12 protein-coding genes are annotated in these 15,644 nt (G+C 56.5%); 4 read left to right on the forward strand and 8 right to left on the reverse strand.

Going from position 1 to position 15,644, the window contains the following annotated elements:
* Window positions 1-35: 35 nt before the first annotated feature.
* From ispG to hemA, 3 genes are all read right to left on the reverse strand, one after another.
* On the reverse strand, window positions 36-1,151 hold the full coding sequence (ispG, locus tag ACR0MQ_RS19990; protein ID WP_480610322.1) for a flavodoxin-dependent (E)-4-hydroxy-3-methylbut-2-enyl-diphosphate synthase: 1,116 nt from the start codon (window positions 1,149-1,151) through the stop codon (window positions 36-38).
* A 70-nt stretch (window positions 1,152-1,221) separates the two neighbouring features.
* Window positions 1,222-2,436, reverse strand: coding sequence for a helix-turn-helix domain-containing protein (locus tag ACR0MQ_RS19995; protein ID WP_170773231.1), 1,215 nt, complete (start codon window positions 2,434-2,436; stop codon window positions 1,222-1,224).
* 130 nt (window positions 2,437-2,566) lie between these two features.
* Complete coding sequence (gene hemA, locus ACR0MQ_RS20000; protein WP_170472185.1) at window positions 2,567-3,790, reverse strand: 5-aminolevulinate synthase; 1,224 nt, start codon at window positions 3,788-3,790, stop codon at window positions 2,567-2,569.
* A gap of 302 nt (window positions 3,791-4,092) precedes the next feature.
* Here hemA and ACR0MQ_RS20005 point away from each other — a divergent pair, with 302 nt between their 5' ends.
* The gene (locus ACR0MQ_RS20005; protein WP_170773228.1) at window positions 4,093-5,481 is read left to right on the forward strand and encodes a dipeptidase; all 1,389 of its coding nucleotides are present in this window, start codon (window positions 4,093-4,095) and stop codon (window positions 5,479-5,481) included.
* A gap of 137 nt (window positions 5,482-5,618) precedes the next feature.
* Here the strand turns inward: ACR0MQ_RS20005 and lpdA are convergent, their stop codons facing one another.
* Window positions 5,619-7,013, reverse strand: a complete 1,395-nt coding sequence (lpdA, locus tag ACR0MQ_RS20010) for a dihydrolipoyl dehydrogenase (RefSeq protein ID WP_480610325.1) — start codon at window positions 7,011-7,013, stop codon at window positions 5,619-5,621.
* Between the two features lie 213 nt (window positions 7,014-7,226).
* Between lpdA and ACR0MQ_RS20015 the strand changes: the two genes are divergently transcribed.
* The gene (locus ACR0MQ_RS20015) at window positions 7,227-7,658 is read left to right on the forward strand and encodes a hypothetical protein (RefSeq protein WP_170773224.1); all 432 of its coding nucleotides are present in this window, start codon (window positions 7,227-7,229) and stop codon (window positions 7,656-7,658) included.
* On the opposite strand, the gene ACR0MQ_RS20020 is transcribed toward ACR0MQ_RS20015, so the two are convergent.
* The 4 genes from ACR0MQ_RS20020 to ACR0MQ_RS20035 form a co-directional block, all read right to left on the reverse strand.
* On the reverse strand, window positions 7,655-8,233 hold the full coding sequence (locus ACR0MQ_RS20020) for a DUF924 family protein (protein WP_170472193.1): 579 nt from the start codon (window positions 8,231-8,233) through the stop codon (window positions 7,655-7,657). The two genes, ACR0MQ_RS20015 and ACR0MQ_RS20020, sit on opposite strands and share 4 nt — an antisense overlap.
* A 92-nt stretch (window positions 8,234-8,325) precedes the next feature.
* Window positions 8,326-9,612: an MFS transporter gene (locus ACR0MQ_RS20025; RefSeq protein WP_170472195.1), complete on the reverse strand. Its 1,287-nt coding sequence runs from the start codon at window positions 9,610-9,612 to the stop codon at window positions 8,326-8,328.
* 105 nt (window positions 9,613-9,717) lie between these two features.
* Window positions 9,718-10,764, reverse strand: coding sequence for a tRNA preQ1(34) S-adenosylmethionine ribosyltransferase-isomerase QueA (queA, locus tag ACR0MQ_RS20030; RefSeq protein ID WP_480610328.1), 1,047 nt, complete (start codon window positions 10,762-10,764; stop codon window positions 9,718-9,720).
* Window positions 10,765-10,808: 44 nt separating this feature from the next.
* On the reverse strand, window positions 10,809-14,195 hold the full coding sequence (locus ACR0MQ_RS20035; protein WP_480610330.1) for a YhdP family protein: 3,387 nt from the start codon (window positions 14,193-14,195) through the stop codon (window positions 10,809-10,811).
* Window positions 14,196-14,263: 68 nt separating this feature from the next.
* Here ACR0MQ_RS20035 and ACR0MQ_RS20040 point away from each other — a divergent pair, with 68 nt between their 5' ends.
* Entirely contained in the window at window positions 14,264-14,725 is a 462-nt protein-coding gene (locus ACR0MQ_RS20040; protein ID WP_480610332.1) for a peroxiredoxin, read from the forward strand.
* A gap of 85 nt (window positions 14,726-14,810) precedes the next feature.
* Window positions 14,811-15,629, forward strand: coding sequence for a ferritin-like domain-containing protein (locus ACR0MQ_RS20045; RefSeq protein WP_480610353.1), 819 nt, complete (start codon window positions 14,811-14,813; stop codon window positions 15,627-15,629).
* Window positions 15,630-15,644: the final 15 nt, after the last annotated feature.

The raw sequence follows: 15,644 nt of genomic DNA on the forward strand, positions 1-15,644 counted from the left end.
CGCGGCGCTTCATACAAGAAGCGCCGTGCTTTGTTTCAGTTTGAAATTGCAGCGTCCAACTCTGCCGCCTTCTTTTCGACCTGTTCCACGATGTGATCGATCATCTGATCGTTTGACATCTTGTGGCTGGCTTTTCCCGCCAAATAGACCATGCCAGACCCTGCCCCGCCGCCGGTAAAGCCGACATCGGTCATTAGGGCTTCGCCCGGCCCATTCACCACGCAGCCAATTATCGACAGACTCATTGGAGTCTTGATGTGTTCCAGTCGATGTTCTAACGCCTCAACCGTTTTGATCACATCAAAGCCCTGACGCGCGCAGGAAGGGCATGAGATTATGTTCACGCCGCGATGGCGCAGGCCCAAAGATTTCAGGATCTCAAAGCCCACCTTCACCTCCTCCACCGGATCGGCGGACAGACTGACCCGGATCGTGTCGCCAATGCCCATCCACAGCAGATTGCCCAGGCCGATGGCAGACTTTATCGTGCCCGATACCAGCCCGCCAGCCTCGGTGATGCCCAGGTGAATCGGTGCGTCCGTGGCTTCGGCGATGCCTTGATAGGCGGCTGCCGATAGAAAGACGTCACTGGCCTTCACGCTGATCTTGAAATTGTGAAAGTCGTTGTCTTCGAGGATACGGATGTGTTCCAGCCCGCTTTCAACCATCGCCTCGGGGCATGGTTCGGCATATCTCTCAAGCAGGTGTTTTTCCAGACTACCCGCATTCACCCCGATCCGTATCGAGCAATTGTGGTCGCGCGCGGCCTTGATGACCTCCTTCACCCGCTTTTCATCGCCGATGTTCCCGGGATTGATCCGCAGACAAGCGGCACCCGCCTCGGCGGCTTCGATACCACGTTTGTAGTGAAAGTGAATGTCAGCCACGATTGGAACCGGGCTTTCGCGCACGATTTCTTTCAGCGCTTTGGCCGAGGCCTCGTCCGGGACCGACACCCGAACAATATCCGCGCCAGCCTCTGCTGCCGCCTGAACCTGCGCGACCGTCGCTGCCACATCTGTCGTCAGCGTGTTGGTCATGGTTTGCACAGCAATCGGCGCATCTCCACCAACAGGCACATTGCCCACCATGATCTGGCGAGATTTGCGGCGATAGATGTCGCGCCAAGGACGCACGTGATTAAGGGACATTAGGGAGGGTCCAGATCAGCCTGAGTTGCCCCTTAGATAGTTCGCCAACCCAAGGGGAGCAATGGCTAGATCACTCAGCAGGTGCTTCTGCTGTCTTAGTCTGCAATTCCGCGACCAGTTGCTTGAGCGCGCTGTTCTGTTCGGCCTCAAGATCTGCAACTGCAAATTTCTCGGAAACTGCATCTTTCGAGAGCACAACGCCCTTGGTCACCGTGCCGGGTGCGCCAACCGGACCAAAATGTTCACCATTCATCGAGAAATATACGGATCCTGATGCGCCAGCTCGCAATAGCGGAGCCTCTTCGGTCAGGGGCACTTCGAACGTGCTGCCTTGTTCGACGGTACCCAGTGTACCTTCGAAAATGACACTGCCATCAGCGGCCGTTACGCGCATCCACGATGGGTTAACGGCTACGATCTTCAGCGTCGTATCCAGTTGCTCAACCACCTGCGGTAACGCCGGACGCTCGACCGTATGAACTTCAGTCACCTGAATCTGCGGTGGCTCAGGAGCGCGGAAAGTGCCGACTGTACGCGGATCAAGCGTTGAAATCGGGGCATCGCGGGCAACCAGCACCGGTACATCCAGCGCTTGCGGGCGATACAAACGATCCAGCGCTTCTGTGCTTGGTGCGTCGACGATGGCCAATTCGGCCTCATCCGACCGCGCCTGCGCAGCGTCCAGCGGATCAAGATCGGTCAGAACAACCGGCGCTTGCTCGACCGGGCTGACCTGTACCTGCTGAATTCGGTTCAGAACCGACCAGCCGCCATAGCCAATTCCGCCAATTACGGCCAACAGCACAAGTGTCGAGCCGATGGCCCGCGGTTCGATCTGGCTGACCACGGATTCGCGACCGGGAATATAGGGCGTGTTCGGCGAGACGAAGGGATCACGCCCCATCGACCCGCGAGCGGGCAAACCACCTTGGGCTTTCTTGACTACCGATGCCTCGGCCGACATGCCGTGTGCAACTTCGAATCCGCTCTCCTGACAGAAGCTTGCGAAAGTCTCATCGGGGTTCATCCCCAGATAGCGGGCATAGGAACGCACATACCCAGCGATGAAGCCGGGTGTGTCAAAAGCATCAGGATCAGCATTTTCAATGGCGGCTATGTAGTTGGCTTTGATCCGCAGTTCGCGCTGCACATCCAAAAGAGATTTGCCCATCGTCGCGCGTTCGCCGCGCATAACATCGCCGAGTCGTACCTCGTAGTCGTCAAAGCCCTTTGGCCTGACGTCCATGTCTTCTTCGGAATCGCGCTGTGATCTGCGCCCAATCATTCCTGCTGCCCCATCTTTGCCTGTCGCGTGTTGCACGCTAACGGCGAATCGCCCCTACAACGATTCGTCTAATTCTTTTGTTAGCGTAAGCGTAACACGCAGCAAACTCGTTGCACACTTTAGTGTGACATTACCCGGCAAGTTCGGCGCGATTTAGCGCACAATGTGACCAAAGTTCGTCCATCGCCTGCACCAGACGGTTCATTTCGTCAGGTCCATGCACCGGAGAGGGGGTAAAGCGCAGGCGTTCGGTGCCGCGCGGAACGGTCGGGAAATTGATTGGCTGAACGTAGATTCCATAGTCATCCAGCAACCGGTCGCTGAGGATCTTCGTATGCACGGGATTACCGACGATCACCGGCACGATATGACTGCCATGATCTATCAGCGGCAAGCCCAGCCCTTTGAGCCGCAGCTTAAGAATGCTGGCCTGGGTTTGGTGCTGCTCACGCAATTCCGGTGCGCGCTTGAGATAGGCAACTGAAGCCGCCGCCCCTGCAGCGACCGCAGGTGGCAGGGATGTAGTGAAAATAAAACCGGGCGCGTAAGAGCGGATGGCATCACACATCTTCTCGCTTGCGGCAATGTAGCCCCCCATAACGCCATAGGCCTTGGCCAGCGTTCCATTGATGATGTCGATGCGATGAGCAAGGCGATCCCGCTCAGTCACGCCACCACCACGGGCGCCGTACATACCGACGGCGTGAACTTCATCGATATAGGTCAAAGCTCCGAATTCATCAGCCAGATCACAAATCTGTTCAATCGGACCAAAATCGCCATCCATCGAGTAGACTGATTCAAAGGCGATCAGCTTGGGGGCTGCCGGGTCATCGGCCTCAAGCAATTCGCGCAGATGTGCGACATCATTGTGACGGAATATACGCTTGGCCCCACCATTACGGCGCACGCCTTCGATCATCGAGGCGTGGTTCAGCTCGTCTGAATAGATGATCAGGCCAGGAAATAGCTTGGGCAACGTGCTCAGGGTCGCATCATTTGCAATGTAAGCGCTGGTGAACAATAGCGCGGCTTCCTTGCCATGCAGATCGGCCAACTCAGCTTCGAGACGTTTATGATAGACAGTCGTCCCTGATATATTGCGTGTTCCGCCTGAACCCGCACCGGTCGCATCTACCGCCTCATGCATCGCGTCCAGCACCACGGGGTTTTGCCCCATGCCCAGATAATCGTTTCCGCACCACACGGTGATGTTCTGCTGTGATCCGTCCGGGCAAGTCCGCACGGCGTGCGGGAATTGACCCTTACGGCGTTCGATATCAATAAAGGTCCGATAACGTCCTTCGTCATGCAGCCTGGCAATCGCAGTATCGAGCTGAGCAGTATAGTCCAACGGACCCTCCTTGGATGCCCGGGTTTATCATAACCCCGGGCGATATTTTTTGCCACATCACAGACGGGCCGAATATATGGCTTCGCGTTCCCCTGTCCGACCTGCCTACAGCCGAACCGTTGAACCCAACTTTGATTTGCATCAAATACCTACTAAGCGGCTATCCGACAAGTAAAGTTACGGCAACCAGACGCGAGGAAACGACGCAGGCAGATTCACCGATTCTTAGGGCGAAACGGGCTGGACGGCCCCGTTTGCGCTGCTAGGCTCTGCGCCAAATCCAGACCTTTCAGGAGAGACCCATGTCGCTTGACGCTGTACTGAGCCGGATCGATACCGATCTGACAACCTCTATCGATCGCCTGATGGAGTTCCTGCGAATCCCCTCTATTTCCACTGATCCAGCGTTCAAGGAGAACGTCGACAAAGCCGCAGACTGGTTGGTCGATGATTTGAAAAGCATCGGCATCAACGCTGAAAAGCGAGAAACCCCGGGCCATCCTATGGTTGTTGGTCATGTCGGCGAAGGCAACGAAGGCCCTCATGTTCTGTTCTATGGCCATTATGACGTACAACCGGTTGACCCGCTGGAACTGTGGAACCGCGACCCCTTCGATCCAGCATTGGAAGACACCGCACATGGTCAAGTGATCCGCGGTCGTGGGTCTTCCGATGACAAGGGGCAGTTGATGACCTTTGTAGAAGCTTGCCGCGCCTGGAAAGCGGTTCACGGCTCCCTGCCCTGCCGCATTACCTTTTTCTTTGAGGGCGAGGAAGAATCCGGATCGCCATCTCTGGTGCCGTTCCTCGAAGAGAACAAAGCCGAGCTTCAAGCCGATCTGGCTTTGGTCTGTGACACCTCGATGGTCTCGCGAGGTGTCCCGTCAATCGCGTCGCAATTGCGCGGCATGCTTAAGGATGAATTCACCATCATCGGCCCCCGCATCGACCTGCATTCAGGCCATTATGGCGGACCCGGCCTGAACCCGCTGCGAGAGCTATCGCGCATCGTTGCCTCATTCTACGACGAAGACACCGGTCGCGTGGCGGTCGACGGCTTCTACGAAGGCGTGCACGAAGTCCCAGCGGAGCAACTGCGCCAATGGCAGAATTGTGGTTTCGACGAAGCGGAATACCTGAACTCTGTTGGCTACTCCGAACCACACGGCGAAAAGGGGTATTCGACGCTCGAACAACAATGGGCGCGGCCGACGCTGGAAGTGAACGGCTTGTGGGGAGGCTACAACGGCGCTGGCTCCAAAACCGTGATCCCGTCCGAGGCGCATTGCAAGATTACCTGCCGTCTGGTCGGCGATATGGATCCGGATGCGTTGCGCAATCGAATCCGCAAACATGTCGAAGATCGCTTGTCATCGGATGCCAAAGTAGTATGGGATAACGACCTTGAGGGCTCGCCCGCCTCGGTCATGAACCTCAATCGCCCCGAATTCGAAGCCGCGCGCGGCGCGCTTTCGGATGAATGGGACCGCGAGGCCGTCTTCACTGGCATGGGCGGCTCGATCCCTGTCGTTGGGTATTTCAATTCGGTGTTGGGCCTGGATTCCATGCTGGTCGGCTATGCCAATGATGACGATGCGATCCACTCACCGAATGAGAAATATGATGTCAAAAGCTTCCACAAAGGCATCCGCTCATGGGCGCGTATACTGGAAGCTTTGACCAAGAAATAAACTTTGAATTTTGCGAGGCTCTGCCTCGCGCTCCGGGATATTTTCGGCCAGATGAAGTGCGAATCCAATGCTTCATCTGGCTATAAATATCCCGGGGGAGTCGCGGCTTGCCGCGGCGGGGGCAGAGCCCCCTTCCCTTACATGTGGATCACGCGCCCATAGGCATCCAGCACACTTTCATGCATCATTTCTGACAGCGTTGGGTGCGGGAAGACGGTGTTCATCAGGTCTTCTTCCGTGGTTTCCAGCTGGCGGCCCACCACATAGCCCTGGATCAGCTCGGTCACTTCAGCACCAATCATGTGCGCGCCCAGCAGTTCACCAGTCTTGGCATCAAACACGGTTTTAATCAGCCCTTCAGGCTCACCCAGTGCGATGGCCTTGCCGTTTCCAATGAATGGGAACCGGCCGACCTTAATGTCGTACCCCAACTCTTTGGCCTTGGCTTCGCTGTATCCGACCGAGGCGACTTGAGGCTGACAATAGGTACAGCCAGCGATGCTTTCGGGTTTGACCGGATGTGCGTGCTTACCAGCAATAAGCTCAGCGACCATAACGCCTTCGTGGCTCGCCTTGTGCGCAAGCCACGGCGCGCCAGCGATATCGCCAATCGCATAAAGTCCTTCAACCCCGGTACGGCAGAATTCATCCGTCACAACATGGGTGCGGTCAATCTTTACGCCCAGAGCCTCAAGCCCGAGGTTATCAACATTGCCGACAATACCGACCGCCGAAATCACAGTGTCAAAGTCGTGCTTCTCGACCTTACCTTTCACCTCGATATGCGCGGTTACTTTGCCCTTGGCGCGGTCCAGTTGCTTGACCATTGCTTTTTCCATGATGGTCATGCCTTGCTTGGTGAAGGCCTTTTTTGCAAACGCGCTGATCTCAGCATCTTCGACCGGCAGAACGCGATCCATGACTTCGACAACAGTCGTGTCTGCTCCCAGCGTGTTGTAGAAACTGGCGAATTCGATTCCGATCGCACCCGAACCGATAACGAGCAATTTCTTGGGCATCCGCGGCGGCTGCAGCGCGTGTTTGTAGGTCCAGACCAGATCGCCATCAGCCTCGAGCCCCGGCAGTTCACGCGCACGGGCGCCAGTGGCCAGAACGATGTTCTTCGCTGTCAGCTCCTCGGTGCCTTTGTCAGTTTTCACGCTGACCTTGCCTTTGGCCGGAATGGTCGCTTCTCCCATCACAACGGCCACTTTGTTTTTCTTCAACAGGTGACCGATGCCGCCGGAAAGCTGCGCCGCGACCCCGCGCGAGCGTTTGACCACGGCGTCCAGATCGTAACCGACCTTGTCAGCTTTCAGGCCAAAATCCTTGGCACGCTCCATCAGATGGAACACTTCCGATGACCGCAACAGCGCCTTTGTGGGGATGCAGCCCCAGTTCAGGCAGATGCCGCCCAAATGCTCGCGTTCAACGACAGCGGTCTTAAGGCCCAATTGTGCCGCGCGAATAGCGGCCACATAGCCACCGGGGCCAGCCCCGATTACGATCAGATCATAGGATTTTGCAGCCATGTTTCCCTCTCGGCACAGATCGGTTCAAAAACTAGTTTACCGTTAAACTATTTTTTCCAACGCATCAACATAACTTCCCGCGACATATGTGACGCAAGGTAATTTCGCCATTATCAAGCTGAATTCAGCCTATACCCGTGCCGCCGCAAAGGCTAGAACGGAGACTTCGGAACCATTTGTTTTTGATATCCACCATATTTCGAAAGGCGAAACATGGCCAAAACCCTCAAGGACTTATTACTGGCTTTTTTGAACGCGACATTGATATTGCTGGCCTTATGCCTCTTCCTGGGGTGGAAACTTTTGCAATCCGCAGACCAAATTCGGACCGGATTTGCTGAGAACTTGCAAGCAGTGGCGCCATTACGCGAACAGGCGCAAGGCATAAGAGTAGAGATTACAGAGCTGCGCAGCGATCTTGCCTCATTTGGCCAGAGAGCACAGCTTGATGAAACCATGCGCCAACAGCTCAGCGCCACACTGCAACACTTGAACAGTTTGGAGGGGAAGCTTGAAAACACCCAATCTCGCTTGGCGAACCTTGTCGAACGTCCGGAAGACCTGATCAACTATGCGATCACGACTTCTGCAGACAACATCACCAACCGGATATTGATCATCAAGGGTTGCGAGCCCGCGACCTAGGTCGCGGCCTGCAATTCACGTACTGTTGATCCGTAGCCACCATTGCTCACATATGCGGCTTCGTGATCAGTAGTTGCCCTTTCCAGTGCATCGTTTCGGTATGGGAAACGACCGAATTTTCGGATCACCTCGCGATGCGCGCGCGCATGCAGCAGATTACTGTCGCCACTTTCGGGCATCCGCTCAAGCATCATGCGTACACAACGCTCCTGATCGCACAAATTTTCCGAGTGCATCATTGGCAGATAGAAGAACTGCCGCGCGGGTTCATCGATCTTTAGATCCCAGCCCTTGTCGACCGCGCATTTTGCTGCCGCCAGTGCCGCCCTATCGGATGCAAAGGCTTGCTTGCTGCCCCGGAACATATTGCGAGGCAACTGATCCAAAAGGATAATGTAAGCCAGCGTCCCGCTGGGATAGGTCAGCCAGAGCGAAAACTTGCCTTCACACGCTGCTTTCCAGGTTGAAAGGAATTTGTCTCGAATCCGCGCATCCAGCGCTTCATCCTGTAGGTACCACCCCTCGGGGCCGACCTCATCTAACCAAAAACTCAATACTTCTTCAGGACCTGCCATTGCCCTAGACTCCGTAATTGTCCTCCCCAGGACGTAACGTCATTAAAATCACTTTTACAGATTTGTGACAGTAACATATTGCAACACTAAAGTCACAATTCCGGCGCACGGGCGGGTTCTTGCGCATCTTGCTCATCTTGCGCTGCTTCAATAGCAACCTCTTGGGCGACTTCCAGCGCAACAGGTGACGAAGTTGGGTAGATCGGAGCAATCGCGCCCGTCTCATCCACCGGTGTGTAGACTCGCTGGGTCATCCGATAGGCGGCGTAGGCGGCCATGGCAAACATCAGCGTAGCGATAAACAGAAAGAAACCCTTTGGCCCGACAACGCCTGTGCCCATCAGCCAGCCGGTAATAATCGGCCCGGCGATAGCTCCAAGGCCATTGATGAATACCAATCCGCCCGAGGCCGCCGACATATCATCATACTCCAGATAATCGTTGGTATAAGCTATCAGCAGGGAATAAAGCGGGCTTGTCATGCCGCCAATAAAGAAGGCCGCAACAAGAAGCATTGTGAATGTTACGCCCAGCACCATGCCAATAACGGCACCGACCCCGCCAACTGCCGAGACCAATATAATCAATACGCGACGATCCATCCGGTCGGACATCCAGCCCAGCGGAAACTGAAGCAATACCGCTCCAATATAGAACACCGCCACGAAGATCGAAATTTCAACCAGACTCAGACCTACTTGCGCACCATAAACGGCGCTCATCCCGAATTGAGCCGAGAAAATCCCGCCCAACAAGAACATGCCAACGCAGCCCAGCGGTGATGTTTCCATCAACTGGCGCAGGGTCATCGGCTTGGTGGTGTCAAACGCAGGCGTAGGAGAGATCGACAACAAAATGGGTGCAAACGAGATCGAAACCAGAATCGATGCGATGACAAAGGTTTCATACCCGGCGGGGTCACCAACCAGCAGCAGGGCCTGAGCGCTGACAACACCCGCCATCTGCACGATCATATAAAGCGAAAGGGCCTGTCCTCGGTTCTCGTTGTTTGCGGCGTTGTTCAGCCAGCTCTCAGCGGTCACATACACACCAGAGAAACAGAATCCGATCACGACCCGGCCCAGCGACCAGGCAATGGGATCGGCAAGCATCGGATACATGATCATGACGGCCGAAATAAACGAAGCCAGTGCTGCGAATACGCGCACATGACCGACGCGACGGATCATTTCGGGCGCCAAACGCGAACCGCCGAGAAATCCAACAAAATAGGCGGACATTACAAATGACATTTCGAGGGTAGAAAACCCCTCAATCTCGCCACGCACGCCCAGCAGAGTGCCCTGCAGGCCGTTGCCGACCATCAGCAATCCCATACCCAGAAGAAGCGCCCAAGCGCTGGAAAGAACCTGAAGCATTCTGCCAACCCAAATTGCTGATTTGTTTTGTTCGCTTTGCGATCAAATACTATCCGCGTCGCGCCTGTCTACGACATTGTTGCGGCGCGGATGAAACAGATGCGACTAGGGGATCAAAAGAGATGCGTCGCCGTAGGAGAAAAAGCGATATTCATCCGCGATGGCGTGATCATAAATTGACTTGACTCGATCCTGTCCCATCAACGCGGAAACCAACATTAACAGTGTGGATTTCGGCAGATGAAAGTTAGTCATTAGCGCATCAGTGACGTGAAACTCAAATCCGGGGTAAATGAATATGTCGGTCTCACCTTCCCACGGCTCGATCTGCCCTGAACGTGCAGCACTTTCGATCAGACGTAAGGCCGTCGTGCCCACAGGAATGATCCGCCCACCCGCTGCTTTGGTCGCGGCGATATCGGCTGCGGCCTGCGCGCTGACACGGCCCCATTCAGCATGCATTTTGTGGGTCGCCACGTCCTCGACCTTAACTGGCAGAAAGGTGCCCGCACCCACATGCAAAGTGACATGGGTAAACTCGACACCACGTGCTGAAAGCGCCTGCAGCAACGCATCGTCGAAATGCAGCGACGCTGTCGGGGCTGCGACAGCACCAGAGTTCCGCGCCCATACAGTTTGATAATCGGTCTTATCCTGTTCGTCCGCAGCACGTTTCGCCGCAATATAAGGCGGCAATGGCATCGCGCCAGCCTGCTCCAAGGCTTGGTCGAAATCCTCTCCGGTCAGGTTGAAACGCAGAAAGGCCTGGCCATCGGCAACCCGATCCAGGGTCGCACTAAGGTCATCTGAAAACACGATTTCTTCGCCGGGTTTGACCCTCTTTAACGGTTTGATCAGTGCAGCCCAGCAGCCGTCGGATTGCGGGTCCAGCAGCGTCGCTTCGATCGCTGCGGACACAGGCCCCTGTGCGCTGCTGCGATGGCGGCGGCCATTCAGGCGTGCTGGGATGACGCGCGTGTCGTTCAAGACCAGCCGGTCCCCAGGGAGCAATATGTCCGGTAGTTCGTGGACACGCTGATCCCGAATGGTATCCTGCTGCGCAAGTAGCAGGCGTGCCGATGAGCGCGGGCTGGCAGGCCGCGTCGCAATCAGGTGTTCAGGCAGATGGAAATCAAAATCGCTGAGTTTCATGGCCGCCCCATACATCGGCCCAACAGATTCGGCCACCGCTCAGATCAACGGTCCTCGCCGCGTGATTGCACAGCCGGATGGGGTTGGTCCGATCGGTCAGGCGTTGCATTTGGGCCATCCGAGACAGTCGGCGCGGGCTCGCGCAACAAGTTTCGCAGGAACAACGGGGCCAGCCCGGACAGCGGATTGACAGAAACCTTTGGATCGCTAAGTGGGCCTGTCAGGGTATAATTGAAGGCGAAAATCCCCTCGCCCTTCTTCGACAGAACGCTGCCGATCGCATTAACCAGATAAATTGGCGAGATCGCGCCGCGCAGGTTCAGCATTTGAGTCACCGTATCAATGGTGCCCTCGAATGAAAGTCCCATAGATGGCCCCACGGCGCTGCCACTTAAAACTTTCACTTCGGTCGGGGTGATGCGCATTTTGCTATCGATGGCTGCAAAGAAAATGCCCTGCCCTGCCATTTCGTCCAACAGCCCCACCAGGCTGATCGCGTTCAACAAGGCCGCCATCGCTGGAGCGTCGGTGATCCGCGTATTCTTGATCTTAAGGTCAACATCGTAGTTTCCTGGCTCTGCAATCGGTTCGAGTTGCAATTGCATGGACCCGCCACGCGCCTGCGTCAGAACACCAGCCGAACGCAGAACCGCACCCGCATCTTCGGAAGTCAGCCCAACCGCCGTTCGATTATCGCGCGGCGTCACTTGGCCTTTGATCCGCGCGCCACCGTTGACCTGAGCTGCGAATCCACCTGTCAACCCGCCTGTGGTTTGAAACAAGCCGGTTAACCCGGTCAATGCCACCGTCTCGGTAACCTGTAACCGGTCCAATGTGACGTCGAGTTTCGGCCCAGGTCCAGCTGCCCTACCTCCGCTGCTAGCCCCTTCACCCAAGGTCGATTTACCTAGATTAAGCACGCCGCCCAACACACGGATATCCGGTAAAGCCGCCCCTCGCCCGATCAGTTCCGCAGGAACAGCCAACCAGTTGCCCAATTCAAATGAGCTGAAACGCACGCGGTCAAACCCACCATCTCTGAAAGAGATCGTGGCTGATGTTCGCAGCCCAGCCGCCTCGATACGCAGCTCATCGACGCTGAGTTGCGCGCCTAGCATCGCTTCGGCTGTTAAGGTGCCGCTGCTGTTTGCCCCTTTCCTCCACCCCAACTCGGGGATGGCCAGAGCCACCCCCACCAGGTCTGAGTTTGCGTTCAGAAGTGGCGGTTCACCTGCGCCGATACCCAGTGAAAAGTCAGCCACCCCCTGTCCGGTTAGCATCCCTTTGGGTAAACCAGCATTTATCTGTTCCAACAGGCGCGGAGAGATTTCAATTTGCCCTGTCAGCTCACTACGTTGCGCGGTGTCGCCGCCGATGGGCTGTCGCCAGGTGGCTTTAACTGGTACGATGCCAAACAGGCCCTCGCCCGAAATGGCGACCTCCGTTTGATCCCCTTTCAGATCGAGCTGGTCGGCACTGACTTCAAACCCTGGCACCAGCCTGTCACTGTCCAAATCGGACAGTTCGCCCAAAAAATGGAATCGTGTGTCTTCAAGCTTCAAGCCCTTGATCATGGGCAACGACAACGTGCCCGAAAGACTGACTTGACCTTCTGCCAGCTCAACAGGAAGATTGGCCTTGGTCAATAATTGCAGCGGTGGTCGATCCAATAAAGACAGGGCAGCCGTCACGCTACCTTTGGCCTGCACGCGGGCGATCCCGGGCGTGGATTTCTTTATACGGGTGTCTGGAATGATAAACGAGGTGCCCGAAGCATCAACCGCCCCGCCCTCGTCCGCGATTACGATCCCCTTCTGCGCCGAGACCGTAAACCGTCCGTTCAGCAGACTGGCCTGCCCTTGTGCATCCTGAATGGGCGGAAGCGTCTTGGCGAACCGGACCTTGGTTTCTTCGAACTCAAAATCGGCATAGATGTCGGGTTTTTCCCCGGGCCGCAGACGCAGAGCGAAATCCAGATCCGACATTTCGCCCTGATACAGGTTTTCAGTGACCCAGAGACGCGGTTTCGGCGCAAGACGTTCTGGCCAGTATTTCAACAATTGATCAGAGCTCATCTGGTCAATCTGCGCGTCAATCTCGGCAACCCAACCTTCGGTCAGACCGGCCAATGATCCGCTCAGGCGCGCGCGTCGGGCACCATCTTCGATTGTCATCTGACCCAACTGCATCCGAAACGGAGCCAGTTTCATCTGAAAGTCCACATCGGCCCGTGACAGATTCAATGGTTCAGGGAACAAATTGACCGGATTGATCTCAATCCCGCTCAGGCGGAACTGCCCTGACATGCTCTCCAAGCCGCCGGCTTCGACCCCCTTCAGGAAGGTCATTCCATCCGCCTGAACTGTTCCCCAAGCGGAATTGATCGAGACCTCATTAAAGTCCAGCGCCTGCAGCTTTGGATCGTATGTAAAATAGGTCCTCGCCGATTCAAACTTGATCGGTGTAGTTTCAGGTGTTGGCTGCACCGCACCCGCACCGAGGTTCAGTGTGGCAAAGACCGGGCCCAGTGCGCCTTCGGGGTCCACGCTACCACGCAAAGCACCAGAGATGGGCGTGCGCAACACCTGCATCCATGCAAGAGCTGGGCTGTGTCCGCCAATATCTTCGGAAGGCAGATCGGTGATCGAAATGCCAAACTGTGCGGCAGGGCTGCCAAGCGAACTGGTATAATTGGCCTCGATCGTGCTTACGTAGTCCCGCCCGGCAAGTACCGAAAAGCTGGTGGCCAGTCGAACCTCACGCGCGCTGCGGGTCGCCTGAATGCGCCCACCATCCAGCACCCAGGACCGACCCAGCTGCAGATCCTGATAGTCCAGCGTAATTGCATCCAGTTCAACTGAGGTCAGGGCTGACAAGACAGGGGCCTGGAACACCTCGTCCGAGGCCTCGATCAGCTGCGCCAGATTCGGAGCTTGCCCGACCGGCGCACTGCCCGCACCCACCGTCAGAGAAAGGGCTCCGTCCACACCCCTTGTCAAAGCGATCTGCGCGCCTTGCAGGATGATCCGCTTGGGCCGCACATGACCGCGCAGCAGCGGGCGCATAGAAAGGCTGGCCCGCAGGTCGGACACTTCGGCGATCTGACGACCGTCAGCGTCATTGATGCGGACATCGGTCAAACGCAATCGAGGACGCCAGCCTTCATGAATGATAAAGCTGACATCGCCGAACCGCACTTTGACGCCGCCCAGCGCCTGATCTAACCGAGTTTCAACCCGATCACGTAGCCAATCCGGCGCGTGCATGCGCTGCCCCACCACCATGAAGCCTGTGACCAGTGCCAGAAGCAGAAGAATGAAGACACCGCGCAATGTCCACAAGCCAGCAGTCCGTCGACGCGACCGACGTCGGGGCTTTTTAACCGAACCGGCGTCATCCTGCTGTTCTTGCTGGACCAATTTACGTCCCACGCCTTTCAACCTGCACACGGAGCCCTATGATATGCGGCAACCGTTAATTTCTCAGCCGGAGTTTGAATATGCCCGAAGTCTCAGACATCGCACCCGACTTTACTCTGCCCCGCGATGGCGGCGGCGAGGTGTCCCTGTCGGAACAACGTGGCCGTGCCGTCGTTCTATTTTTCTACCCCCGCGATGATACGCCGGGCTGCACTAAGGAATCCATCGGTTTCTCGGAACAACTGCAAGCCTTTGCGGATGCGGGTGCTAACGTTTTCGGCATCTCGCGCGACACCTTGGCAAAGCACGACAAATTCGTCGCAAAGCACGGCCTGACCACGCCACTTTTGTCCGATGAGGGTCAGACCGTGTGCGAGGATTATGGCGTTTGGGTCGAAAAGAACATGTATGGGCGGAAATCGATGGGCATTGAACGTTCAACCTTTCTAATCGATGCCAAGGGCAAAATTGCCCGTATCTGGCGCAAGGTGAAAGTGCCGGGTCATGTGGACGAAGTGCTTGAGGCTGCGCGCGCACTCTGACCCTCTCGACCCGCGCGGGCATCAAGGGTATGACCCGCGCGGACTGCAGCGTAAGGGGGCAAGCGTGTCAAAAACACTGACCGAAATGGCGACTGAGGTTTTGACCACATCGGTCGGACGCGAGAAAACCGCCCTGTCCAAACAATACGCCGCTGCCTGGTTTGCATCCCGGCAGGGCGACGCGCCCAAGATCGAAGTGGGCACCGCCGAGCCACCGATTTACCCTGCGCGGCCTGAAAAGCCCGAACTGTTGTCTCCTCGGGATGTGCCCCGCCGCCGGCCCGGGTCCGAGGCGGGCCGTATCGCGCTGTTACACGCCGTCGCGCATATAGAGTTGAACGCCGTGGACCTGCATTGGGACATCATTGCCCGATTTGGCCATGTGCCGATGCCCATCGGCTTCTATGACGATTGGGTGAAATGTGCCGAAGAAGAATCGCGCCATTTCGAGATGGTCTGCGACTGCCTCGAACAGATGGGCAGCCATTATGGTGCCCTGCCCGCCCATGCGGGAATGTGGCGCGCCGCCGAGGACACCGCCGAGGACCTGATGGGCCGCCTTGCCGTGGTCCCGATGGTTCTTGAAGCGCGCGGGCTAGATGTGACCCCTGGCATGATAGGCATCTTCCGCAAGGCCAACGCTGATGACGCCGTTGCCGCGCTTGAAGTAATCTATGCCGAGGAAGTTGGCCATGTTGCCTATGGCTCGAAATGGTTTCACTTCCTGTGCGGGCGCGAGAATGCGGATCCCAAGGATGTGTTTCACGCCCTTGTGCGCCGCTATTTCCACGGAGCGCTGAAACCACCCTTCAACGAAGAGAAGCGCGCCGAGGCCGGGCAGCCCCCTGATTTCTATTGGCCCCTGACTGAAGACTTGCCACCACCCGGAGCTGTATCAGACTGACAGCAAACGCCTGCT

Source organism: Ruegeria sp. AN6, assembly GCF_056540425.1.